General features: G+C 60.9%; 19 protein-coding genes. 4 read left to right on the top strand and 15 right to left on the bottom strand.

The window, feature by feature from the left end:
* Positions 1–14 precede the first annotated feature (14 nt).
* The 9 genes from CKW11_RS01655 to arnB are packed head-to-tail and all read right to left on the bottom strand — an operon-like array spanning position 15 to position 10425.
* Positions 15–1613, bottom strand: a complete 1599-nt coding sequence (locus CKW11_RS01655; RefSeq protein WP_095135866.1) for a glycosyltransferase family 39 protein — start codon at positions 1611–1613, stop codon at positions 15–17.
* Positions 1610–2989, bottom strand: a complete 1380-nt coding sequence (locus tag CKW11_RS01650; RefSeq protein WP_095135864.1) for a UDP-glucose/GDP-mannose dehydrogenase family protein — start codon at positions 2987–2989, stop codon at positions 1610–1612. Before CKW11_RS01650 ends, CKW11_RS01655 begins: the two co-directional genes overlap by 4 nt.
* A complete protein-coding gene (gene arnF, locus CKW11_RS01645; RefSeq protein WP_095135862.1) occupies positions 2986–3399 on the bottom strand; it encodes a 4-amino-4-deoxy-L-arabinose-phosphoundecaprenol flippase subunit ArnF in 414 nt (137 codons plus the stop codon). Before arnF ends, CKW11_RS01650 begins: the two co-directional genes overlap by 4 nt.
* The gene (arnE, locus tag CKW11_RS01640) at positions 3396–3740 is read right to left on the bottom strand and encodes a 4-amino-4-deoxy-L-arabinose-phosphoundecaprenol flippase subunit ArnE (RefSeq protein ID WP_095135859.1); all 345 of its coding nucleotides are present in this window, start codon (positions 3738–3740) and stop codon (positions 3396–3398) included. Before arnE ends, arnF begins: the two co-directional genes overlap by 4 nt.
* Positions 3737–5386: a lipid IV(A) 4-amino-4-deoxy-L-arabinosyltransferase gene (gene arnT, locus CKW11_RS01635; protein WP_095135857.1), complete on the bottom strand. Its 1650-nt coding sequence runs from the start codon at positions 5384–5386 to the stop codon at positions 3737–3739. Before arnT (CKW11_RS01635) ends, arnE begins: the two co-directional genes overlap by 4 nt.
* On the bottom strand, positions 5383–6267 hold the full coding sequence (gene arnD / locus CKW11_RS01630) for a 4-deoxy-4-formamido-L-arabinose-phosphoundecaprenol deformylase (protein WP_095135855.1): 885 nt from the start codon (positions 6265–6267) through the stop codon (positions 5383–5385). Before arnD ends, arnT (CKW11_RS01635) begins: the two co-directional genes overlap by 4 nt.
* A complete protein-coding gene (gene arnA / locus CKW11_RS01625; RefSeq protein ID WP_095135854.1) occupies positions 6267–8258 on the bottom strand; it encodes a bifunctional UDP-4-amino-4-deoxy-L-arabinose formyltransferase/UDP-glucuronic acid oxidase ArnA in 1992 nt (663 codons plus the stop codon). Before arnA ends, arnD begins: the two co-directional genes overlap by 1 nt.
* A complete protein-coding gene (gene arnC, locus CKW11_RS01620; RefSeq protein ID WP_095135852.1) occupies positions 8255–9280 on the bottom strand; it encodes an undecaprenyl-phosphate 4-deoxy-4-formamido-L-arabinose transferase in 1026 nt (341 codons plus the stop codon). The genes arnA and arnC overlap by 4 nt, the downstream gene beginning before the upstream one ends.
* Entirely contained in the window at positions 9277–10425 is a 1149-nt protein-coding gene (gene arnB, locus CKW11_RS01615) for a UDP-4-amino-4-deoxy-L-arabinose aminotransferase (RefSeq protein WP_095135850.1), read from the bottom strand. The genes arnC and arnB overlap by 4 nt, the downstream gene beginning before the upstream one ends.
* 435 nt (positions 10426–10860) lie before the next feature.
* Here arnB and xerC point away from each other — a divergent pair, with 435 nt between their 5' ends.
* On the top strand, positions 10861–11751 hold the full coding sequence (xerC, locus tag CKW11_RS01610; protein WP_095135848.1) for a tyrosine recombinase XerC: 891 nt from the start codon (positions 10861–10863) through the stop codon (positions 11749–11751).
* 12 nt (positions 11752–11763) lie between these two features.
* On the opposite strand, the gene arnT (CKW11_RS01605) is transcribed toward xerC, so the two are convergent.
* From arnT (CKW11_RS01605) to CKW11_RS01580, 6 genes are all read right to left on the bottom strand, one after another.
* On the bottom strand, positions 11764–13464 hold the full coding sequence (gene arnT, locus CKW11_RS01605; protein WP_095135846.1) for a lipid IV(A) 4-amino-4-deoxy-L-arabinosyltransferase: 1701 nt from the start codon (positions 13462–13464) through the stop codon (positions 11764–11766).
* Between the two features lie 99 nt (positions 13465–13563).
* Positions 13564–14115 carry a membrane integrity-associated transporter subunit PqiC gene (locus CKW11_RS01600; protein WP_095135844.1) on the bottom strand — a complete coding sequence of 184 codons (552 nt, stop codon included), beginning with the start codon at positions 14113–14115 and terminating at the stop codon, positions 13564–13566.
* 16 nt (positions 14116–14131) lie between these two features.
* Entirely contained in the window at positions 14132–15787 is a 1656-nt protein-coding gene (locus CKW11_RS01595) for an intermembrane transport protein PqiB (protein WP_095135842.1), read from the bottom strand.
* A gap of 215 nt (positions 15788–16002) precedes the next feature.
* Positions 16003–17304 carry an FAD-binding oxidoreductase gene (locus CKW11_RS01590; RefSeq protein WP_095135840.1) on the bottom strand — a complete coding sequence of 434 codons (1302 nt, stop codon included), beginning with the start codon at positions 17302–17304 and terminating at the stop codon, positions 16003–16005.
* On the bottom strand, positions 17301–18389 hold the full coding sequence (locus tag CKW11_RS01585; RefSeq protein ID WP_095135838.1) for a polyamine ABC transporter substrate-binding protein: 1089 nt from the start codon (positions 18387–18389) through the stop codon (positions 17301–17303). The genes CKW11_RS01590 and CKW11_RS01585 overlap by 4 nt, the downstream gene beginning before the upstream one ends.
* Before the next feature lie 180 nt (positions 18390–18569).
* The gene (locus CKW11_RS01580) at positions 18570–19928 is read right to left on the bottom strand and encodes a glutamine synthetase family protein (protein WP_095135836.1); all 1359 of its coding nucleotides are present in this window, start codon (positions 19926–19928) and stop codon (positions 18570–18572) included.
* Between the two features lie 161 nt (positions 19929–20089).
* On the opposite strand from CKW11_RS01580, the gene CKW11_RS01575 reads away from it, so the two are divergent.
* The 3 genes from CKW11_RS01575 to CKW11_RS01565 all read left to right on the top strand — a co-directional run bounded on the left by CKW11_RS01575 (position 20090) and on the right by CKW11_RS01565 (position 22552).
* Positions 20090–20986, top strand: a complete 897-nt coding sequence (locus CKW11_RS01575) for a helix-turn-helix domain-containing protein (protein ID WP_095135834.1) — start codon at positions 20090–20092, stop codon at positions 20984–20986.
* A gap of 94 nt (positions 20987–21080) precedes the next feature.
* Positions 21081–21590 (top strand): sigma-70 family RNA polymerase sigma factor, encoded by a 510-nt coding sequence (locus tag CKW11_RS01570; RefSeq protein ID WP_095135832.1) that lies wholly within the window; start codon positions 21081–21083, stop codon positions 21588–21590.
* On the top strand, positions 21590–22552 hold the full coding sequence (locus CKW11_RS01565) for a FecR domain-containing protein (protein ID WP_095135830.1): 963 nt from the start codon (positions 21590–21592) through the stop codon (positions 22550–22552). Before CKW11_RS01570 ends, CKW11_RS01565 begins: the two co-directional genes overlap by 1 nt.
* Positions 22553–22573: the final 21 nt, after the last annotated feature.

Here is a 22573-nt window from a genome sequence, read left to right as displayed (position 1 = left end):
GCCTCAATCAGTTCCTACAAGGGCTTCAGATACAACAGCACGTAATCGTTGTTGTCGAAACGCCCCCTCAGCACCGGTTGCAGGCCAGCCAGCGAAGTACCTTGCAGCGATTGCAGGTCCTTGCTGTCCATCATCAGCCAGGCCGGGCCCTTGAGGGCTTCGAGTTGCTGCACCATTTCGGTGAACTGCGGTTGCAGATCCTGCTCGACGTTGACCATGAACTTGATCGCCTTGGCGTCTTTGCCCATGCCGTGCAGCACCAGCGGTGCCGGGTGCTGTTGCACCTGCGCGAAGGCAGCGCGGCTGAAGGTCTGCGTGTCGTACAGGCGTCGCTCTACCGGTTCGAACACTGCGACATACACCGTCCACAACGCCAGCACCGCGCACAGCGCCAACATTTCGGCTCGCCAGCGCGGGATCATCAGTCGCGACAACGCGAGCAATTGCACAACACCAAGTACGATCAGTACCACAGTGATGCCGTCGAGTTGCTCGGGAAAGCGGCGCCTGGCAACCAGCAGGGCCACCATCAACAGTCCCGGTGTCACCAGCCAGATGCCTTGAATCATCCCACGCAATACGCGGAACACCCGCCCATGCAGCACCTGGAACGGATACGCGGCGATGATCGCCGCCATCGGCAACATCGGCAGCAGATAACGCGCCTTCTTTGCCTGTGGAATCGACAAGCCGACCATGACGATCAGCCCGGCGGCCGCGCAGTACTGCACCAGACGCAAGGCCGGCCCGCGCTGATGCGGTTTGCTCAGCCAGGTCGCGGCCAGCGCCAGGATCGCCAGCGGATACGCCAGCGCGTAGTTGCCCATGGAACTGGTGAAGTAATACAGCGAGCCGCTGACGCCTTCACTGCCGTCCATGCGCCCCATGAATTGCATGCGGATCACGTCCTGCAGGAACGCTTCGCCACCACTGCGCCGGGCCAGCCACAGCAGCAGGCCGACGCACGCGGCGAGCAGGATCGTCGCCAGCACACCGAACACCAACAAGCGTTGCCACTCGCGATTGAGCAAGTAGTAACTGCAGAGCATGCCGGTTGGCACCACCAGACCGATGGGCCCGCGAATCCCGAAGCCCAGCAACAACAGGACGAAGATCAGCGGCCAGCGCCGGCGCGAACCGAAGTGGTCGTGTGCGTAGCCCAGGTAAAACACCGACAGCGCCACGGCAGCCAGCATCAGGTCTTGTGACACCGCGCGCACTTCGGTGACAAAGGTGCTGGTGAGCATCAGCAACGCAATGCTGATCAGTGCCCAGCGCTGCGAATGCACCGCCAGCAAGCGGTACATCAACGTCACGATCACACCGCCGGCAATGGCGCTCGGCAGCCATGCTGTCAGAGTGTTGATCGCGCCGAAGGGCAACGCCAACAACCAGATGAACAGGGTCGAGAGCGCCGAATAGTCGGCGTACGGCTCACCGTAAGTGGTCGGGAATACCGTTGGCCCGTGTCGTAACATCTCTTGGGCAAACAGTACGAAACGTGAATCGAAGCCAACGGGCGCCTGCCCGTAAACCCCGGCGATAAACAGCAGCAGTGCCAGCAGCCCTGCGATCAGGGACTGCCGGCGGATGACAGGCGACAAGCTGATCAAGCGACTTTCGCTTTGTCAGACCACTGCTGCAGCGGCATTGGCAGTTTGCGTGAATCACCACGGCCGATCGGGAAGTATTGGAAGCCATTGCGCGCCAGACGCTCGGCGTCGTACAGGTTGCGCCCGTCGAAGATTACCGGGGCTTTCAGGCGTTGCTGGATCAGGTCGAAATCCGGTGCCTTGAACTGCTGCCATTCGGTGCAGATGATCAGCGCATCGGCACCGGCCAGCACCGATTCAGGGGTGCCCATCAGCATCAGTTTCTCTTCGTTCAGGTACAGATGCTGGGTTTCCTGCATGGCTTCCGGGTCAAACGCACGAACATGGGCACCGGCGGCGAACAGCGATTCGAGCAGTACGCGACTTGGTGCATCACGCATGTCGTCGGTGTTCGGCTTGAAGGCCAGGCCCCACAGGGCGAAGGTTCTGCCGCGCAGGTCACCCTGGTAGAACGCATTGATGCGGTCGAACAACTTGTGCTTCTGCCGCTCGTTGATCGCCTCGACCGCTTGCAGCAGGTCGCTGGAGCAGTGCGCCTGCTCGGCGCTGTGAATCAGCGCACGCATGTCTTTGGGGAAGCACGACCCGCCGTAGCCGCAACCCGGGTAGATGAAGTGATAGCCGATGCGCGAGTCGGCACCGATACCCTGACGCACCGACTCGATGTCGGCCCCAAGGTGCTCGGCCAGTTCGGCGATCTGGTTGATGAAGCTGATCTTGGTTGCGAGCATGCAGTTGGCGGCGTATTTGGTCAGCTCGGCGCTGCGCAGATCCATGAACATGATGCGGTCATGGTTGCGGTTGAACGGCGAGTACAGATCACGCATCACGTCTTGCACGTCGTCACCTTCACAGCCGATGACGATGCGGTCGGGACGACGACAATCGGCCACCGCCGAACCTTCCTTGAGGAATTCCGGGTTGGAGACGATATCGAACCGCAACGCTCGACCGGCCTTGTCCAGCGCGGCCTGAATGTGTGCACGCAGGGTGTCGCCGGTGCCGACCGGCACGGTGGATTTCTCCACCAGAATCAGCGGCTGTTCCCGATGCCGCGCCACGGCGTCGCCCACCGACAGCACATATTTCAGATCAGCCGAGCCATTCTCGGTAGACGGCGTCCCCACGGCGATGAAGGCGACGCGACCGTGCTGCACGGCGAGTTTTTCATCGCACGTGAAATGCAGGCGACCGGAGTCCAGGCCTTCGCGCACCAGGCTCGACAGGCCCGGTTCGAAGATGCTGACGTGCCCCTGACGCAGCAGGTCGACTTTCTTCTGATCGATGTCCATGCACACGACGTCGTGACCGACTTCGGCCAACACGGCGGCCTGCACCAGACCGACATAACCGCTACCAAAAACTGTGATTTTCATGGAGCACTCCTGAGTTCGGGCGCACGAGAGGGACGAGTGTTAATAGTGATGACCCCGAGCATGACCAGTGCCACGCCCAGCGACTTGGTGAAACTGAACGATTCGTTGAACAGCGGCAGACTGGCCGCCAGCAGGTACACCAGCGCGTAGCTGATGCTCAACAGCGCATAGGCCCGCCCCAACGGCAGATCGCGCAATGCCGCGAGCCAGCAGAGCATCGACAGGGCGTAGGCGAAAATCGCGGCCACAACCACGGCCAATGCCGACAGATCGACACGGCCGGCGCTCAGCGCCGCCAGCCATTGTTCCGGCTGCGGCAGGCGCGTCATGCTCCAGCGCATGCCCAGTTGTGCGCTGCTGACCAGCCCCACGCTGGCGAGAGCGAAACCGATACCTTGCGCCTGGTTCATGACGGTTGCCCCAGCAGAACCACGCCGCCGATCACCAGCGCCACGCCCAGCCAATGCCGACGGTCGATGGGTTCGCGAAAGATGAAGCGGGCGATCAGGGTAATCAGCACGAAATTGAGGCTGAGCATCGGGTAAGCGATGCCCACTTCAAGGCGTTGCAACACCAGCAGCCAGACCAGCAGCCCGGCGCCGAGCGAAACCAGCGCCAGCCACAACCACGGCGAACGCAGTTTGTCGGCCCACGATGAAGCGACGCCGCGCCAGCTCTCCACGGCGAATTTCTGCGCTACTTGCCCCAGGCAGGTCAGCAGGCACGCCGTCAGTAACAAAAACCAGCTCATGCCGGATCCTCCGGCAGCACCATGATCACCAGATTGCCCGACTCGTAACGGGTACCGTCCTTGGGCAACAGGTCCAGCTCTTCGAGTTCGCCCTGTCCCTTGACGCGCATCAGCACACCCACCGAGCCGCTGCGGCGCGCGTCACGTACCCATTGTTGAACGGTGTCCTTGGTGATTCGGCGTGCAGCGCCTTGCGGGTAGGAAAGACCGTACTTGAGCTCGCCGACCGTGTTGTACAGCGCGACCTGCGGGTCTTTCATGCGCCAGGCCAGTGCCGCTGCGGCGCCCAGATCATTGCTCAGCAGATGCGTGGCGCCGGACAGCTCGGTGACGTGCTGCCGGATGAACTGATCCGGGGTTTTGTTGGCCACCACCGACTCGGGCAATGCGGCCGGCAGGATCCCCACCAGCAACAGGCTGCCCAGCGCCGGTGCCGCCCAGCATTGCAGCGGCAGGAACGCTTGCGCCAGGTTGGCGATGATCCAGCCGATCAGGGCGATGAACACCAACACCAGGCTGTGCAGTTCGTGGTCGTACACCGGTTTGTTCAATTGCAGGTAAACCAGTGCAATCAGCGTGAGCACACCCAGCAGCAGGTTCAGCAAGCCATTGATCGCCAGCGCCCGACCTTGCTCCAGACGCAAGCGATCGGCCAGCGCATTGCCCAGCAGCAACGCCATCGGTAACAGGCACGGCAGGATGTAGGTCGGCAGCTTGCCGTTGCTCAGGCTGAAAAAAACCAGCGGCAGCAGCAGCCACAACAGCAGGAAGACCATCTTCGGCTCGGCCCGGGTTTGCCAGGCTTGCCTGAACGTGGTCGGCAGCAGGCCCACCCACGGCAGACAGAACGCCACCAGCAGTGGCAGGTAGAACCACCACGGCGCATCGTGCTGTGCATCGTCACCGGCAAAGCGCCGAATGTGTTCGTGCCAGAAGAAGAACCGCCAGTAATCCGGTTCCTGTGCATGCACCGCCAGTACCCACGGCAGGCTGACGATAAGCGCGATGGCGACTGCCACCGGGCCGAACATCAGCAGTTCGCGCCAGCGTTTGTGCCAGAGCATCCACGGCAACGCGATCAACACCGGCAGCAACCAGGCGAGAAACCCCTTGGTCAGGAAACCCATGCCGCAGGCCAGCCCCAATATCGCCCAGGCCCCCAGGCGCTGCGCGGTGCTTTTGCTGTCGAGCGCAAACCACAGCGCCACCAGACTCAGGTTGACCCAAAAGGTGAACTGCGGATCAAGGTTGGCGTACCCGGCCTGACCGGCAACCACCGTGAAGCTCATGTAGAGCAGGGCGCAGACGAAGCTCTTGCGCGTGTCGTTCCACAGCCTGCGCGCAATCAGGTAGGCCAGCAGCACACTCAAAGCCGTGCTGAGGGCCGAGGCGAAGCGCACGCCGAACAGGTTCTGCCCGAACAATTCCTGGCCGAGGGCGATCATCCAGTAGCCGGCAATCGGTTTCTCGAAATAACGCAGGCCCATGAAATACGGCGAGACCCAATTGCCACTGAGCAGCATGTCCTGGCTGATCTGTGCGTAACGGGTTTCGTCGGGGATCCACAGGCCATGGGTGCTCAACGGCAACAGATAGGCCAGCAGACAGAAACCGACCAACAACGGCAGTGCCCAGCGTCTGGTCATGCGCCTTGCACTCCCAGCCAGCCTTCACGGCCTTCGAGCGCGCCACGCTGTACACGGCCCACGGGCAAGGTATTGAAATACTCGGGCAACAAGTCGCCCAAGGGCTGGAAGTCAATGTGGCGCTGGCGTGCATCGGCCAGCAATTGACGAAAATCCTGAGCCATCAGAATCCCTTCGACTTCGGCATGAATGGTGTAGACGTTGAGTGCTTGCGGCCGGAACCGGTCGAGGATGAAGGCGTTGAAGTCCTTCGCTGCCACGCGCGGGCCGACGACTTCGTCGAAGGTCGGCAGATCCACCGGAATCTGCGGGGTGCCCGGCGTGCCGTCCGCCAGCAGCGGACGGAACAGGCTCTGCCCACGGCAATCACTGTTGTAGCGCAAGCCGAAAGTCTGCTTGGCCTCGATCACGCGCTCGTCCGCACGCCAACCGGCGGCGGCCGAACACTGGATCTTTTCGCCGAGGATGTCGCTCAAGGTGTCGACGCCGCGCCGGATCTGTTCGATCAGTTGCGCGTCGCTCCAGCGTCCGGCGTTGGCCTGCCAGCCATGGTGATCCCAGGCGTGCAGGCCGACTTCGTGACCGGCGTCCCGGGCCTGACGCATCAGGTGCCCGAGATCACGGCCAATCGGTTTGCCCGGCCAGGCGGTGCCGGCCAGCAAAATGTCCCAGCCGTACAGGCCGGCAGCGTTGGAACGCAGCATTTTCCAGAGGAACTGCGGGCGGATCAGGCGCCACAGATGCCGGCCCATGTTGTCCGGGCCGACACTGAAGAAAAACGTTGCCTTGACCTGCGCCTCGTCGAGCATTTCCAGCAGCCGCGGCACACCTTCCCGGGTGCCACGGTAGGTGTCGACGTCGATACGAAGACCTGCCTGCATTATTTCTTGTCCGCGATTTCGAGCATGGCTTCACGCAGGAAGAAATCCAGGGTATTGCCGATGGTCTCGCGCATTTCCACGCCCGGCTCCCAGTTCAACAGGCGCTTGGCGTTGGCAATGCTTGGCTTGCGGTGTTCGACGTCCTGGTAACCGGCACCGTAGAACGCCTTGCTTTCCACGTCGCGGAAACCGGCGAACGGCGGGAAGTTGTGGCGCAGCGGGTGCGCTTCGAACTGACGCAGCAGCTCTTCGCCCAACTGACGGATGCTGGCTTCGTTGTCCGGGTTGCCGATGTTGATGATCTGGCCGTTGCAGACGTCGTTGTCGTTATCGATGATGCGCGCCAGTGCCTCGACGCCGTCAGCGATATCAGTGAAGCAACGCTTCTGCTCGCCGCCGTCGAACAGACGGATCGGCGTGCCTTCGACCAGGTTGAGGATCAACTGGGTGATGGCGCGGGAGCTGCCGATACGCGCCGAATCCAGACGGTCCAGGCGCGGGCCCATCCAGTTGAACGGACGGAACAGGGTGAAGTTCAGGCCCTTGGCGCCGTAAGCCCAGATCACGCGGTCCAGCAGTTGCTTGGAGACCGAGTAGATCCAGCGCTGCTTGTTGATCGGGCCGACGATCAGGTTCGAGCTGTCTTCGTCGAAGTTCTTGTCCTGGCACATGCCATAGACTTCCGAAGTCGACGGGAAGATCACGCGTTTGTTGTACTTGACGCAGTAGCGCACCAGTTTCAGGTTTTCTTCGAAGTCCAGTTCGAATACGCGCAGCGGGTTGCGGGTGTATTCGATCGGGGTGGCGATGGCCACCAGCGGCAGGACCACGTCGCATTTTTTGATGTGGTACTCGATCCACTCGGAGTGAATGCTGATGTCGCCTTCGACGAAGTGGAAGTGCGGGTGGCTGCGCAGACGGTCGATGGCGTCGGAGCCGATGTCCAGGCCATAGACTTCGTAGCGATCGTCACGCAGCAGGCGCTCGGACAAGTGGTTACCGATGAAGCCGTTGACCCCCAGAATCAGCACACGAGTGCGACGTGGCGCACGACCGGATTCAGCGCCGCGCAGCAGCGAGCCATCGACCAGCCCCAGTTCGTTGGCCAGTTGCGGGCCGCTCAGATACAGACCGTTGTCGTTGCGCTGACCGGCGTTGATCACCAGCGAATCCTGACCGCAGGCAATGCGCAGCGGATCAACGCTGATCACGCGGCCCGGCGCCTGGCCTTCGTTGCCCCCGACAACCTCTGCACTCCAGACGATCAGTTTGTGCTCGCCCACGGCGCAGAACGCGCCGGGGTATGGGCGGGTCACGGCGCGCACCAGGTTGAACAGTTCTTCGGCGGGTTTGGCCCAGACCAGTTTGCCGTCTGCCGGGGTGCGGCGACCGAACACGGTGGCTTGCGATTCGTCCTGCGGGGTTTCAGTGATGTTGCCTTGCAGCATGCTCGGCAGGATGTCGCGCAGCAGGTCGCTGGCAGCCGTGCGCAATTTGCCGTGCAGGCTCAGACCAGTGTCGCTGCGCTCAATGGCAACGCGATGCTGGGCAACGATGGCGCCGGCGTCAGCGCGTTTGACCATGCGGTGCAGGGTAACGCCGGTTTCGGTTTCGCCGTTGACCAGCACCCAGTTCGCCGGAGCACGACCGCGATAGCGTGGCAACAGCGAGCCGTGCAGGTTGAACGCGCCTTTTTTTGCCTGGGCCAGCAGTGGCTCGCTCAGCAGGTGGCGGTAATAGAAGGAGAAAATATAGTCCGGGTCGAGCTTGGCGATGCGCTCGATCCACAATGGGTGGTTGGCGTCTTCCGGGGCGTGCACCGGGATGCCTTTGTTGGCGCACAGTTGTGCAACCGACGCGTAGAACGCGTTCTCTTTCGGATCATCGGCGTGAGTGAACACGGCTGCAATGTCATAGCCGCTGTCGAGCAAGGCTTCAATGCCGGTGCAACCAATATCGTGGTAAGCGAAAACAACAGTTTTTGCACTCATGAGAGCACCTGATCGGGAGTAGAGGAAGTAGAAGAAAGACCATCAACGGTGATGGCAGGCGCCGGATGGGCCGGTTGGTTACGCAACACCTTTTCAATGAAGAAACGTGGACGGGCGCGCACATCGCTGTACATGCGGCCCAGGTATTCACCCAGCAGGCCCATGCCGATGAACTGGCCACCGGTAAACACGAACAGCACGGCGAACAGCACGAACATGCCGTCACCGGCCCAACCGGCACCGAAGGTCAGACGCAGGGCGATCAGCGCAATCGCGAACAGCACGCCCAGCCCGGCCATGGCGAAGCCGACGATGCTCAGCAGACGCAACGGGGTGGTGGTCATGCAGGTGACCAGATCGAACATCAGGTTGATCAGACGCATCGGGCTGTATTTCGAGTCGCCGTGTTCACGCTCAGCGTGGGCCACAACGATTTCGGTGGTGTGACGGGCGAAGCTGTTGGCCAGAATCGGGATGAACGTGCTGCGTTCCCGGCAGGCGAGCATCGCGTCGATGATGGTGCGGCGGTAGGCGCGCAGCATGCAGCCGTAGTCGCTCATGGCAACGCCCGTGGAGCGTTGCACGGCGAGGTTGATCAGCTTCGACGGGTAGCGGCGCAGGGCCGAATCCTGACGGTTGCCGCGCACGGTGCCGACCACGTCGTAACCTTTTGCGGCCTCGGCCACCAGCCGCGGAATTTCTTCCGGCGGGTTCTGCAGGTCGGCGTCGAGGGTGATCACCACGTCGCCCTTGCACTGTTCGAAACCAGCCATGATCGCGGCGTGCTGACCATAGTTGCGGTTGAGAATGACCGCCACGAACGGACTGTTTTCACGCCCGGCGGCTTCTTCGAGCAGGTTTGCCGATTCGTCTCGGCTGCCGTCGTCGACCAGCACGATTTCGAAATCGTGATGCAACTGGCGGCAGGCTGCCTCGGTACGACGCAGCAGCTCGGGCAGGCTTTCCTGTTCGTTGTAGATCGGGATGACGATCGACACGCTACGGATTGGATAAGGTTTCACAGGCGATTTTCCAGGGTTTGTGCGATGGCACCGACCACCCGGTCAAGGTCTTGACCGGTCATGTCGGGGAACAGCGGAATCGAACACAGCCGCGCCGAGTTCCATTCGGTGTCGGGCAGGTAGAGGTCGGGGTCACGCTGGCGATACCAGGTGTGCAGGTGGGTGGCGATGAAATGGATGCCAGTGCCGATGCCCTGATCCTGCAACGCCTTCATGAAGGCTTCGCGGTCCATGCCGCAGCGCTCGTTGTCGATGCGCAGGATGAACAGGTGCCAGGCGTGTTGCTGGGCATAGGCGGGCAGGGCCAGCGGTTGCACCGGCAGGCCTTCGAGTTTTTGCAAATAGGTGGCGGCCAGCTCGGTGCGGCGGGCGTTGATGTCGTCCAGGCGTTGCAGTTGCACCAGGGCAATCGCGGCGTTGATGTCGGCCAGGTTGTACTTGAAGCCCGGCTCCATGACTTGCGCCTGCGGTTTACGGCCACCGGTCAGACGGTCATAGGCGTCAACGCCCAGACCGTGGAACTTGAGCATGCGCACACGGCTGGCCAGGGCTTCGTCGTCGGTGACGAACATCGCACCTTCGGCACAGGTCATGTTCTTGATCGCGTGGAAGGAGAAAATCGCCGTGCCTTGCGAACCGACATGACGCCCCTTGTAGCGAGTGCCGGCAGCGTGAGCGGCGTCTTCGATGACCGCGATGCCGTGCTTGTCAGCCAGGGCGTACAGCGGATCGAGATCGAACGCGGCGCCGGCGTAGTGCACCGGAATAATCGCCTTGGTCCGAGGGGTAATGGCCGCTTCGATGCGCGCGGCGTCGGTCATCAGCGTGTCGCGATCGACATCGACGAACACCGGTTTGGCGCCCAGCAGGGAGATCATGTTGGCAGTCGAGACCCAAGTCTGCGACGGGGTGATGACTTCGTCGCCCGGGGCGATGCCCAGGGCCAGCAACGTGATATGCATACCGCCGGTGGCCGAAGACAAGGCCACCGCATGTTTGCAACCCACGTATTGTGCAAACTGCTCTTCGAGTGCCTGGTTTTTCGGCCCGGTGGTGATCCAGCCCGAGCGCAATACTTGCTCGACAGCGGCAATTTCCTCATCGCCAATACTTGGGCGGGAGAAGGGGAGAAACGCCTGACTCATGGGCACCTCATTACAAGAAAATAAAGGATGGATTCACGCAGTTATTCGATCCAGCCTCAGCGCAGACACAGAAAACTGACCTTGCATCAATAACTTGGCAAAAAGCATGACGTCGGCGATTGATTGACTTTTCACGATTTGCCCGGCAGGTTGGGCATAGCCGGTACCGCACCTATGGGAACTAAGGCTATGCCGGTTTTTGTGAAAGGAATATGAAAAACCGGTGGGCGAATCGTTTATCTGTGACTTATACAGCCGCCGTTCAGACTTCTGCCGTTCATCGTGGTTTTTAGTCAGCCAGTGCGGTTCAAGTACCTTCTTTACTTCAAGTACATTGCATTTTTTAGTTGTTGTAGTGCTGTACGTTTTTTACTTAAGGTTTAACGTTTGATTGATTTAGTTGCTGCAAACCCCGACGCACCAAAAACCAACCCGATGAGCCTGTACCTCGCGCGTTTGGCGCCTTCCAGCCAACTGACCATGCGCTACGTGCTGCAAGACGCGGCCGATCGCCTGGGGTTTGAAGACATGAATGTCGAGGAGATTCCCTGGCATGCCTTGCAACCGGAAGATGTTGTAGCGCTGGTCGCTGCATTACGCGCAGACAACTACGCACCCAACACTTCTTCGTTGTATGTGAATGCGGTGCGCGGGGTCATGAATGAGGCCTGGCGCATGAGCCTGATCACTCAGGAACATCTTTTAAAGATGCGTTCGGTAAAGGGCATTGCCGGCACGCGGTTGTCTCAGGGGCGCAATCTCAAGCGCACATTGATTCACGAGTTGATGGAAGTCTGCGCCGCCGACCCGCGCCCACAGGGCCTGCGTGATGCGGCAATCATTGCGTTGCTGTACGGCACCGGTATGCGCAAGTCGGAATCGGTGGATCTGGACTTGAATCAGGTCGACTTCACGGAACGCAGCCTGTGCGTCACCGGTAAAGGCAACAAACAGTTGATCAAATATGCACCGGCATGGGCGTTCAGCAAACTTGATGCGTGGCTCGAACTGCGCCGTTCACAGCTCAAAGAAGGCGAGAGCGACGATGCCTTCCTGTTCAACCGTATTCGCCGTGGCAGCCACATCACCCGCGAGCGCATCACCAAGCACGCGATCTACTACATCGCTCGCCAGCGCGGCACGCAGGTCGGGGTGAAGATCATGCCGCACGACTTCCGTCGTTCGTTCATCACTCGGGTAATCGAGGAGCATGACCTGTCGATCGCGCAGAAACTCGCGCATCACAGCAACATCCAGACCACCGCCAATTACGATGTGCGCGATGACAACGAGCGGCGGCGGGCGGTGGATCGTTTCGATCTCTGATCAACTCGACGGTCATGGTTGGCTCCGGGCAAAGATGAAGATTTCCAGGTTGCCACGCCGCCAGTGCCGGCCATCGACCGGCAGCAGCGCCAGTTGTTGCTCGTCAGAGGTGCTGTTGACGCGCATCACCACCCCCACCGAGCCTTTTTTGCGCGCCTGGGTCATCCACTCGCTGACGCCGTCGAGGCTGACCTTGCGTGACGTCATGGCCGGGTCATCGAGACCGTATTTGAGTTCGCCGACGGTGTTGAACAGGTCCACCTGCGGGCGACGCAAGCGCCATGACAACGCGGAGGCTGCGCCCAGGTCGTTACTCAGCAACGAGCTGGTTTCGCTCAGTGCCTGCTGATGCTCGGCAATGAACTGATCCGGCATCTTGCTGTTGACGATGGTCGCTGGCATCGCCGCCGGCAGCAACGCGACGAGCAGGCCGATGCCCAACGCCGGCATCGCCCACAGCGTCAGCGGGCGCAGCACTTGCAAGGCGTTGCTGATGATCCAGCCGACCAGCACGATGTACAGCAGCGACAGGCTGAACATCTCGCTGTTCTGGTAGATCTCCCGGGTTGCCTGTACATACAGCAGCGCGACCAGCGCCGCGCTTGCCAGCAGGGTGTTGGTCACGCCATTGGCGCGCAAGGCGCGGCCGTCGCCCGTATTGAGCCAGTTGATCAAGGTGTGGCCCATCAACAACGCCAGTGGCAGCAGGCACGGCATGATGTAGGTCGGCAGTTTGCCGCTGCTGAGGCTGAAGAATACCAGCGGGAGCAGGAACCACAGGGCGAGGAAGGCGATTTTCGGCTCGCGTTTTTCCCGCCAGGTGCGCATCAGCGTCGACGGCAGCAGCACTGCCCATGGCAGGGTAGCGGCGAACAACAACGGCAGGTAGAACCACCATGGCCGGGCGTGCTGGGCATCTTCACCCGCGGAAAAACGGCGAATGTGTTCGTGCCAGAAGAAGAAACGCCAGAAATCCGCTTCCCGAGAGTGAACAGCGAGCCCCCACGGCAGGCTGATCAGCGTGGCCACCAGCACCGCGAGTGGCCCATAACGTAGCAGTTCACCGAAGCGACGCTGCCAGATCATGTAGGGCAGGGCGATCAGCACTGGCAGCAGCAGGGCGAGAAACCCCTTGGTCATCAGCCCCATGCCGCAGGCGATGCCCAGCAGAGTCCAACTCCCGAGCCGTGCACGTGGGGTTTTGCTGTCGATCGCAAACCACACCGCGACCATACTCAGGTTGACCCACAAGGTGAACTGCGGATCGAGGTTCGCGTATCCGGCCTGACCGGCAATCAGGCCGAAACTCATGTACAGCAAGGCGCAAGTCGCGCTGGTACGCGGGTTGTTCCACAGCCGGCGGGCCAGCAGATACGCCAGCCAGACGCTGAGCCCGGAACTCAACGCCGAGGCGATACGTACACCAAACAGGTTGTCACCGAAAATGGCCTGACCGATGGCAATCATCCAGTAACCGGCAATCGGCTTTTCGAAGTAGCGAATGCCCATGAAGTGCGGAGCGACCCAGTTACCGCTCAGGAGCATTTCCTGACTGATCTGGCCATAACGGGTTTCATCGGGAATCCAAAGCCCGTGGCTCATCAGTGGCAGCAGATAAAACACCACGAAAGCCAGTACCAGCCCGGGAATCGCCTTAAATAGACAAGACTGTATTGACCCGACACACAGTGCTAAACCTTTGAACCGCAACATTTCATTCAGCGCAACGTATGGTTGATGACGCGAGCCACTTTACGATGGTCTGTTTGAATGGTCGCTGAACACTCTGTTCAGGGGGAGGCGGTCAACTGTTCAGGACGCTGGCGGACACCCGCGCGGGTTGCCCGCCGCCTGACTGATGACGGCAGCCAGGCGTTTGACGTTGTTCTGTTGCGCGGCCACCAGGTCGTCGATGCTCGGGCCGGACGGAGTTTGCAAGGTTGAATGGCAGGTCAGCAGAGCATTGTCCGCCGCACCGCTCGGGCGCAGGCGCCATTTGACGTCGATCAGCCCGTATTGTCCGGGTATCGAATCAAACCGCTGCACATCGATGCGCACCGAGACATTGCCGCGACCGCCGGTATTGCTCAGTTGATCGTTCAAGGCACTGCGCAGCTCATCCGCCAGACTCGCCCCCCACCACTGGGTTTCCAGAATCGCCAGGCCGTTGTTGCCCTGACGGATGACGATTTGCGGACGGTCGACCTGCGGCGGCACGCTGATCCCCTCGATTGGAATCTGCGCGCCGGCCCGGGACGGCGGCAGTTGCACCGGGGTCAGGGTGTGAAAGTTGATCGGCTCGCTGCGGCAGGCGCCAAGCAGCATGAACGCAGCGAGCACGGTGATCTTCAGCGGTAAAGCCATGGGGTAGCTCCTGTGCTCAATTGCGTGGCGGTCCTTTCAGATCCAGCGGCGCCGCGTTATCGGGACGACCGCGAATCAGCGATTCCGGATGCCGGCCGAGATAATCCGACAGCTCACGCAGCGAACGCGACATGCGCCCGAGTTCGTCGAGGGTCTCGGTGAGTTTCTCGCGCTGCGGCGAATCTTCGGCCAGGGTCGAGCTGGCGGACTGCAGGGTCTTGCTGACGTCGGCCAGGGTGGTCTGCACGCTCGGCAGGGTTTTCGCGTTGAACTGGGTCAGGCCTTTGCGTAGCTCCACGAGGTTGCTGTCGAGGTTGCCGGCAATCCGCTCGACCGGCAGTTTGTTGAGCTTGTCGACCACCGCTTCGAGTTTTTCCTGCAACTGTTCGAGGCTGCCGGGCACGGTTGGCAAGACCACCGGCCGGGCCGTCGCGTCGAAGGCGATTTTCTCGGCTTTCGGGAAGAAATCCAGCGCGATGTACAACTGCCCGGTCAGCAGGTTGCCGCTGCGGGCCTGGGCGCGCAGGCCGTTGTCGACGAAGGTACCGAGCAGACGAATGCCGGCCGCTTCGTCGTTAGGATCGTGCTTGAATTCGGTGAGCATCTTTTTGTAGGCCTGACCCAGGCGCTGCGGGTAAATGACGATGCCGACGTTAAGCGGGAAGGTGCGTTTCTTCGCGTCGAAATCCAGATTGATGCCGACCACCCGGCCGATCTCCATGCCGAGAAATTCCACCGGCGCATCGACCTTGAGCCCGCGCAAGGACTGTTCGAAACGCAGCACCATGTATTGCGCCTTGCCGTTGGGCGGGGCGAGGGCGGTCTGCTGATCGGCGAACAGCTCGAAGTCCTTGTCGTCGGCAGCGGCTACATCGTTGGGGCTGTAATCCGGCGCACGGAAGGCAATGCCGCCGACCAGCATGGTGGACAGCGATTCGGTCTTCACCGCAAAGCCGTTGGCGCCGACATTGATGTCGATGCCGCTGGCGTTCCAGAACCGGGTGTTTTCGGTGACGAACGCGTCGTTCGGCGAGTGAATGAACACTTCGATGTCCACGCCCTTGCCCTCGGGATTGAGGGTGTAGGTCACGACCTGGCCGACTGGAATCTTGCGGTAATAAACCGGCGAACCGATGTCCAGCGAGCCCAGGTCCGGGGCGTGCAGCATGAAGCGCTTGCCCGGTTCGCCGTAGGTGATCGGCGGTGGATTCTCCAGGCCCTTGAAGCGTTTGGCGCGGCTGTCGGCCTGACCGATATCGGCGCCGATGTAGTCGCCGGAGAGCAGGGTGTCGATGCCCGAAACGCCACCGGCGCCGATGCGCGGGCGCACGACCCAGAATTGCGAGTCTTCGCGGGTAAAGGTTTCAGCCTGTTTGGACAGCTTGATGGTGGCGTCGACGCTTTTCTGATCGCCGCTCAACTCGACATCCGTCACCTGACCGATCACCACGTTGCGGTATTTGACTTCGGTCTTGTTGGCGGTCAGGCCACTGCCGGTCTTGAAGTTGACGACGATGGTCGGGCCTTCTTGCATCAGGTTGTGCACCACCAGCGAAATACCGACCAGAACCGCGACGATCGGCACGATCCACACCAGTGAAATACCGAAGCGACGCGTCTTGATCGGCGCTTGACCCGGTGCTCGTGGCTCATCGGCGGCTGACGACTTCATCCATGTCCTCCTCGGTTTGGTGGATGCTGAGCGTCAGGAACGCAAAAGCACTTCATCAATATAGAAGTGCTTGGCGATAGAGCAAATTCACGGGCTTATGTGGATTTGTGTAGGAGCTGCCGCAGGCTCGGGCCGCGATCGGACGATCTTTTGATTTTGATTTTTTAAGATCAAAAGATCGCAGCCTGCGGCAGCTCCTACATAGGGGGGCAGCGTTAGCCGAGGATTTCGCGCAGGCGATACCAGAACATACCCAGTGCCAGCAGCGGCGAACGCAAGGCCGGGCCGCCGGGGAAGGTCATGTGCGGCACGGCGCTGAACACGTCCATGCCCTGACTGTGGCCGGCGTGAATGGCTTCGCCCAGCAGCTTGGCGCACCAATGGGTGACGTTGAGGCCGTGACCGGAGTAACCCTGAGCGTAGAACACGTTCGGCTGCTGCTTGAGCCGGCCGACCTGCGGGAAACGGTTGGCGGTGATGCCGATCTTGCCGCCCCATTGATAGTCGATGCGCACGTCCGCCAATTGCGGGAAGACCTTGAGCATCTTCGGGCGCATGTAGGCGGCGATGTCCGCCGGATCGCGCCCAGAATAGTGGCAGGCGCCGCCAAACAGCAGGCGTCGGTCCGCCGAGAGCCGGTAGTAGTCGAGGCCGACTTTCTGGTCGCACAACGCGAGGTTGTGCGGGATCAGTTGCGCGGCACGTGCTTCGGACAGCGGTTCGGTAGCGATGATGTAACTGCCGGCCGGCAGTACTTTACCGCTGAGTTGCTGTTCGAGTTCATCCAGATGCGCATTGCAACCGAGCACCAGACTGCCGGCGCGCACGCTGCCGGTGGCGCAGCGCACTTCAACGGTTTCGCCATGAATGATCTGCAGCACCGGGCTTTGCTCAAAGATGCGTACACCGAGGGACGCCGCCAGACGCGCTTCGCCCTGCACCAGGTCCAGCGGGTGCAGATGGCCGGAGCCCATGTCGATCAGCCCCCCCGCGTAGCCGTCGGCGTTGACCACTTGCTGACGGATCAGCTCCGGGCTGACCAGGCGGGTCTGATGTTGATAGCCAAGTTCGTCGAGGCTGACCTGTTCGTCCTTGAACGCCGCGAACTGCGCCGGGGTGTTGGCCAGCTCGCAGAAGCCCCAGCGCAGGTCGCACTCGATGGCGTTCTCGGTGATGCGCTGGCGCACCAGTTCCACCGAGTCGATGCCGGCGCGCTGCAAGTAACGCACGCCGTCATTGCCGACGTAACGGGCAAAGCCTTCGACCTCATGTCCGATACCGCGAATCAATTGACCGCCATTGCGCCCGCTGGCGCCCCAGCCGATGCGCCGGGCTTCGATCAACACCACCGACAGCCCGCGCTGCGCCAGCTCAATCGCGGTGTTAACCCCGGTGAACCCGCCGCCGATCACGCAGACATCGGCGCTGAGATCAGCGTCGAGTGCCGGCCAGGGCGTGCTGGCCCGGGCCGAAGCTGCGTAATAGGAGCGGGCGTGTTCTTCGCTGTACTGATTCATTTGTTCGACTTCACTTTGCTCCAGGACCGGGTCATCAGACGCATGATCGACTGTGGCGGGGTAGAGGAGATGTAGAGCTTGTCCAGCACGGCCTGCGACGGATAGACCTCGGGATTGTTCACCAGCGCCTGATCCATGTACTGCTTGGCAGCCGGGTTCGGGTTGGCGTAACCGACCGAAGCGCTGACCTTGGCGATCACTTGCGGATCGAGCAGGTAATTGATGAAGGCGTGAGCTTCTTTGGTGTTGCTGGCGTCGGCCGGGATTGCCAGCAGGTCGAACCACAGGTTGGCGCCTTCCTTGGGAATCGCATAGGCGATGTTCACCCCGTTGTTGGCTTCCTTGGCGCGGTTGGCCGCCTGGAGCACGTCGCCGGAGTAACCGAAGGCTACGCAGATGTCGCCATTGGCCAGGTCGGAAACGTATTTCGAGGAGTGGAAATAGGTGATGTACGGGCGGATGCTCAGCAGTTTCGCTTCAGCCTTTTTATAGTCTTCCGGGTTCTCGCTGCGAGGGTCCATGCCCATGTAGTTGAGGATCGCCGGGAACACTTCGTCCGCCGAGTCCATCATCGACACGCCGCACTGGGTGAGTTTCTTCAGGTTTTCCGGCTCGAACAGCACCGCCCAGGAATCGATGTGATCGATGCCGAGCACAGCCTTGACCTTGTCGACGTTGTAGCCGATGCCGTTGGTGCCCCACAGGTAGGGGACCGAATGCTGGTTGCCCGGGTCGTTCTTCTCAAGCAATTCGAGCAGTTTCGGGTCGAGATTCTTCCAGTTCGGCAACTGCTCGCGATCGAGTTTGAGGAACGCGCCGGCCTTCACCTGACGTGCGAGGAAGTGGTTAGACGGCACCACCACGTCATAGCCGGTACGGCCGGCGAGGAGTTTGCCTTCCAGGGTTTCGTTGGAGTCGAAAACGTCGTAGATCACCTTGATCCCGGTCTTGGCCTGGAAGTCGGCGAGGGTGGTTTCACCGATGTAGTCGGTCCAGTTGTAGACGCTGACCTGTGGCTGGGCCAGTGCTGCGGTGCTGCACAACAGCGCCAGTGCGGCGGGAACCATGGATTTCAATAAACGCATATCGACACCTCTTCGATTTTTTTGGATTTTTCAGGTGGTTCGCTAATCCCTGTGGGAGGGGGCTTGCTCCCGAAGAGGCCGGCACATTCAACATTTCTGTGACTGACAGACCGCTTTCGGGACCAAGCCCCCTCCCACAAAAGCCCACCCCACAGAGGTGAAGGGGCTTTGTGGGATGGATCAGACGCTAAGCAGCAGGAACTCGCGCTCCCAGGAGCTGATCACGCGCTTGAAGTTTTCATGCTCGGCGCGTTTGACCGCGACGTAGCCGCGCACGAACTTGTTGCCCAGGTATCGGGCAACGGTGTCGCACTCTTCCATTTGCGTCAGCGCGTCTTCGATGGTGATCGGCAGGCGCAGGTTGCGGCGTTCGTAGGCGCGGCCTTCGACGGCGGCACTCGGTTCGATGCCTTCGACCATGCCGATGTAGCCACACAGCAGGCTCGCGGCGATCGCCAGATACGGGTTGGCATCGGCGCCCGGCAGGCGGTTTTCCACGCGCATGGCTTCCGGCCCGGAGGTCGGTACTCGCAGGCCGACGGTGCGGTTTTCTTCGCCCCACTCGACGTTCACCGGGGCCGAAGTGTCTGGCAGGAAGCGGCGGAACGAGTTGACGTTGGGCGCGAACATCGGCAGCACTTTCGGTATGTACTTCTGCAGGCCGCCGATGTGATGGCGGAACAGCTCGCTCATCGTGCCGTCGGCATTGGCGAAGATCGGCTTGCCGGTGGCGATCTCCACCACGCTCTGGTGCAAGTGCATGGCGCTGCCGGGCTCGTCGCCAATCGGTTTGGCCATGAACGTGGCGGTGACGTTGTGCTTGAGCGCCGCTTCGCGCAGGGTGCGTTTGAACACGGTGATCTGGTCGGCCAGATCCAGTGCGTCGCCGTGGCGGAAGTTGATTTCCATCTGCGCCGGGCCGTCTTCATGGATCAGCGTGTCCAGATCCAGACCTTGCAGCTCGCACCAGTCGTAGACGTCTTCGAACAGCGGATCGAATTCGTTGGCGGCATCGATCGAGAACGACTGCCGGCCGCTTTCAGCCCGGCCCGAACGCCCCAATGGTGCCTTGAGTGGCAGGTCCGGATCTTCGCAGCGCTGGGTCAGGTAGAACTCCATTTCCGGCGCCACGATCGGCTTCCAGCCCTTGTCGGTGTACAGCTGCAGGACTTTCTTCAGCACGTTGCGCGGCGACAGTTCGATCGGGTTGCCGAACTTGTCGAAGGTGTCGTGGATGACGATGGCGGTCGGCTCGATCGCCCATGGAATCACATACACGGCGTCGCTCACCGGTTTGCAGACCATGTCGATGTCGGCCGGGTCGAGCAGGTCGTAGTAGATGTCGTCGTCGACAAAATCCCCGGTTACCGTTTGCAGCAGCACACTTTCCGGCAGGCGCATGCCTCGCTCATGCAGGAACTTGTTGGTCGGTGCGATCTTGCCGCGGGCAATGCCGGTCAGGTCGCTGACCACACATTCAACTTCGGTAATCTTGTGATCTTTCAGCCACGTGAACAGCTGATCGAAAGGGGCATTCATAAAGACCTCGTTATTGGTTTTATAGACGCCGGGGAGGGCGGGTTTCATCTTCCGCCCCTTCCCCTGTGGCGCGTTGGCGACTATCTTGGGCGTGCCTTGCCGTTCCATCTATCCACTTTAAGCAGCACCAAAGCGCACCAAAAGAGTGCGCAAGGTCTCCCATGACAACGTGTAATCCGCTTCAGGTTCAGGCTTTCAATACCGCTGATGTCACCGAACAAATCCGCGCCACGCCGGGTTGGGTCCAGCATTACCAGCAGATGTCTCCCGGCCATTTCGCCGGGCAGATCCGCTATCTGGATCTGGAGGGCGTGCAGGTCTACGAAGAACAGATGAACACCCGCGTCGAGCAGACATTCAGCGCGCCGTCGGGTGCCTTGGCGTTCTGTTTCGATCGCAGCGATAACGCGCTGTATCTGCTCAACGAAGACAGCCGCAACATCTGGATCACCCCGGAGAACTACCAGGAAATCGCCGTGGTGTTCGGCCCGGAATTCGTCCGTCAACACGGTCTGGAGGTGGCGCGACTTGAAGGATTGTTCATGGCACCGCTTAACTGCGGGCAGAACGCCTTGTTCAGTCGCTGGTTAAGCTCAACTCTCACGAAGTTGTCGCAAGCTGTTGATCCGTTTGATAAAGACTCACTGACTCAACAGTTACTTGAAGACTGCCTGTTCATCCTCGACAACGCACACACCCGTCTTGATCGCGGCGGATTACAGCGGCGTAGCGAAGAACGGATGATCATGAAGCGAGTAGGGGAGTGGGCAGCGGATTCGCCGGAAGACACCGTCAATCTGCTCGAACTGTCGAAGGTCGCAGGGGTGCCGTTGCGACAATTGCAGCAGGCATTCAAGGCCTACACCGGGATGACCCCGAGTCACTGGTTGCGCCTGCGCCGGCTGAACAGTGCACACCGCGAATTGCTCAAGCGCCGGCCTACCGAAACCACCGTGGCCGAGGTGGCGATGCACTGGTCGTTCTGGCATCTGGGGCGGTTTTCCAGCAGTTATCGGGCGCTGTTCAAAGAGCTGCCGAGCGAGACGCTGAAACGCTAGAGATTGCAGTAACGGGCAAAAAGATCTTGTGTCCCGAGCGAAGTTAAATAGAATCAGTCTCATTTGAATCTAACTTCGCGCAGGGTCTCCCGAGATGATTGAAGCCGCCACGCCATCGGAGCAGAGCCTGCACGCGCTGTACCGCGATCACCGGGGCTGGCTGGAAACCTGGCTGCGTCGACGCATGGGCAATGCGTGGGATGCGGCGGATCTGAGCCAGGACACCTTCTTACGTGTGCTGTGCAGCGCGCAACCGATTGCCGACATGCGTGAGCCCCGCGCTTATCTGCTGACCGTGGGCAAACGCCTGTTGAGCAACTTCTACAGCCGCCGCAGTCTGGAAAAAGCCTACCTCGAAGCCCTCGCGCAACTGCCGGAGGAGTGCGTGCCGTCGCCCGAGCAGCGTTGGCTGCTGCTGGAGACCCTGCAAGCACTGGATGAGTTACTCGATGGTTTGCCCCGAGCAGTGCGCCGGGCGTTTTTGTGGAGTCAGCTTGAAGGCCTCGGTTACCGCGAAATCGCCGAGCGCTTGCAGGTGTCCGAACGCACCGTCAAACGTTATATGGCGCAGGCCTACGAGCATTGTCTGCTGGTGGAACTTTGATGCGCGTTGCCCCCAGTGATGAAGCCCGCGAGGTCGCCCGCGCCGCCGCGCAATGGCTGGCGTTGATTGAGTCCGGCGAAGCGGGCGCTGACGATCATGCGCAATTGCAGGCCTGGCGTAACAGCGATAGCCGGCATGAACACGCTTGGCAGAAAATCCAGCGCTTGCGCGAACGGTTTTCCGCACTGCCTTCTGCGTTGGCCATGGCTACGCTGGATCGTCCGGATCCTGCGCGTCGGGCCGCGCTGAAACGCGCGCTCGGCATCGCGGCACTGGTGCCGGCGGCCTGGCTGATCAGTCGGCAACTGCCGCTGGATGTCTGGCGCGCGGATTTGCACACCAGCACTGGTGAACATAAGCGATTGCGGCTCGCGGATGGCAGTGCGTTGCAGCTGAACACTGACAGCGCCGTCAATGTGGATCTTACTGCCGGTCAGCTGACACTGGTGCGTGGCGAGATGGCGCTCGACGTGCCAGGCGGCTCAGCCCTGATCATCAATGTGCCGTACGGGCGGATCATCGTCAGTCACAGTGAGATTTGCGTGCGTCTCAATGAGCGTGACTGCAATGTGTCGGTGGTCCGTGGCTCGGTGCAGTTGCAACCGTCAAGTGGGCCGGCGCTGATCCTCAATCAGGGCCAGCAGATCAGGCTGCAGGCGTCTGGCGCGGGTGCTGTCCGAGCGTTTGACGCCTCGATGCCGAGCTGGCGCGACGGTGTATTGATGGCGCAAAACCAGCCGCTGGGGGATTTTCTGCGCGAATTGAGCCGTTATCGCCCAGGCGTGCTGCGCTGGGACCCGGAGCTGGAGGCGCTGCGTATCACCGGCAGTTTTCGTTTGGATAACACCGATCAAGTGCTCTCACTGTTGGCGGCCAGCCTGCCGATCGACGTGCAGAAGCGCTCGCGCTTTTGGGTCTCTCTCGTTCCGCGAAATCCCTCTCAGTCTAAAAAAACAGCTTGAGACCTGTCCCTTTTTTTCGCC

The sequence above is a fragment of the Pseudomonas sp. Irchel s3a10 genome (assembly GCF_900187525.1).
GTDB lineage: Bacteria > Pseudomonadota > Gammaproteobacteria > Pseudomonadales > Pseudomonadaceae > Aquipseudomonas > Aquipseudomonas koreensis_G.
This window is presented reverse-complemented; position numbering and strand designations above follow the sequence as displayed.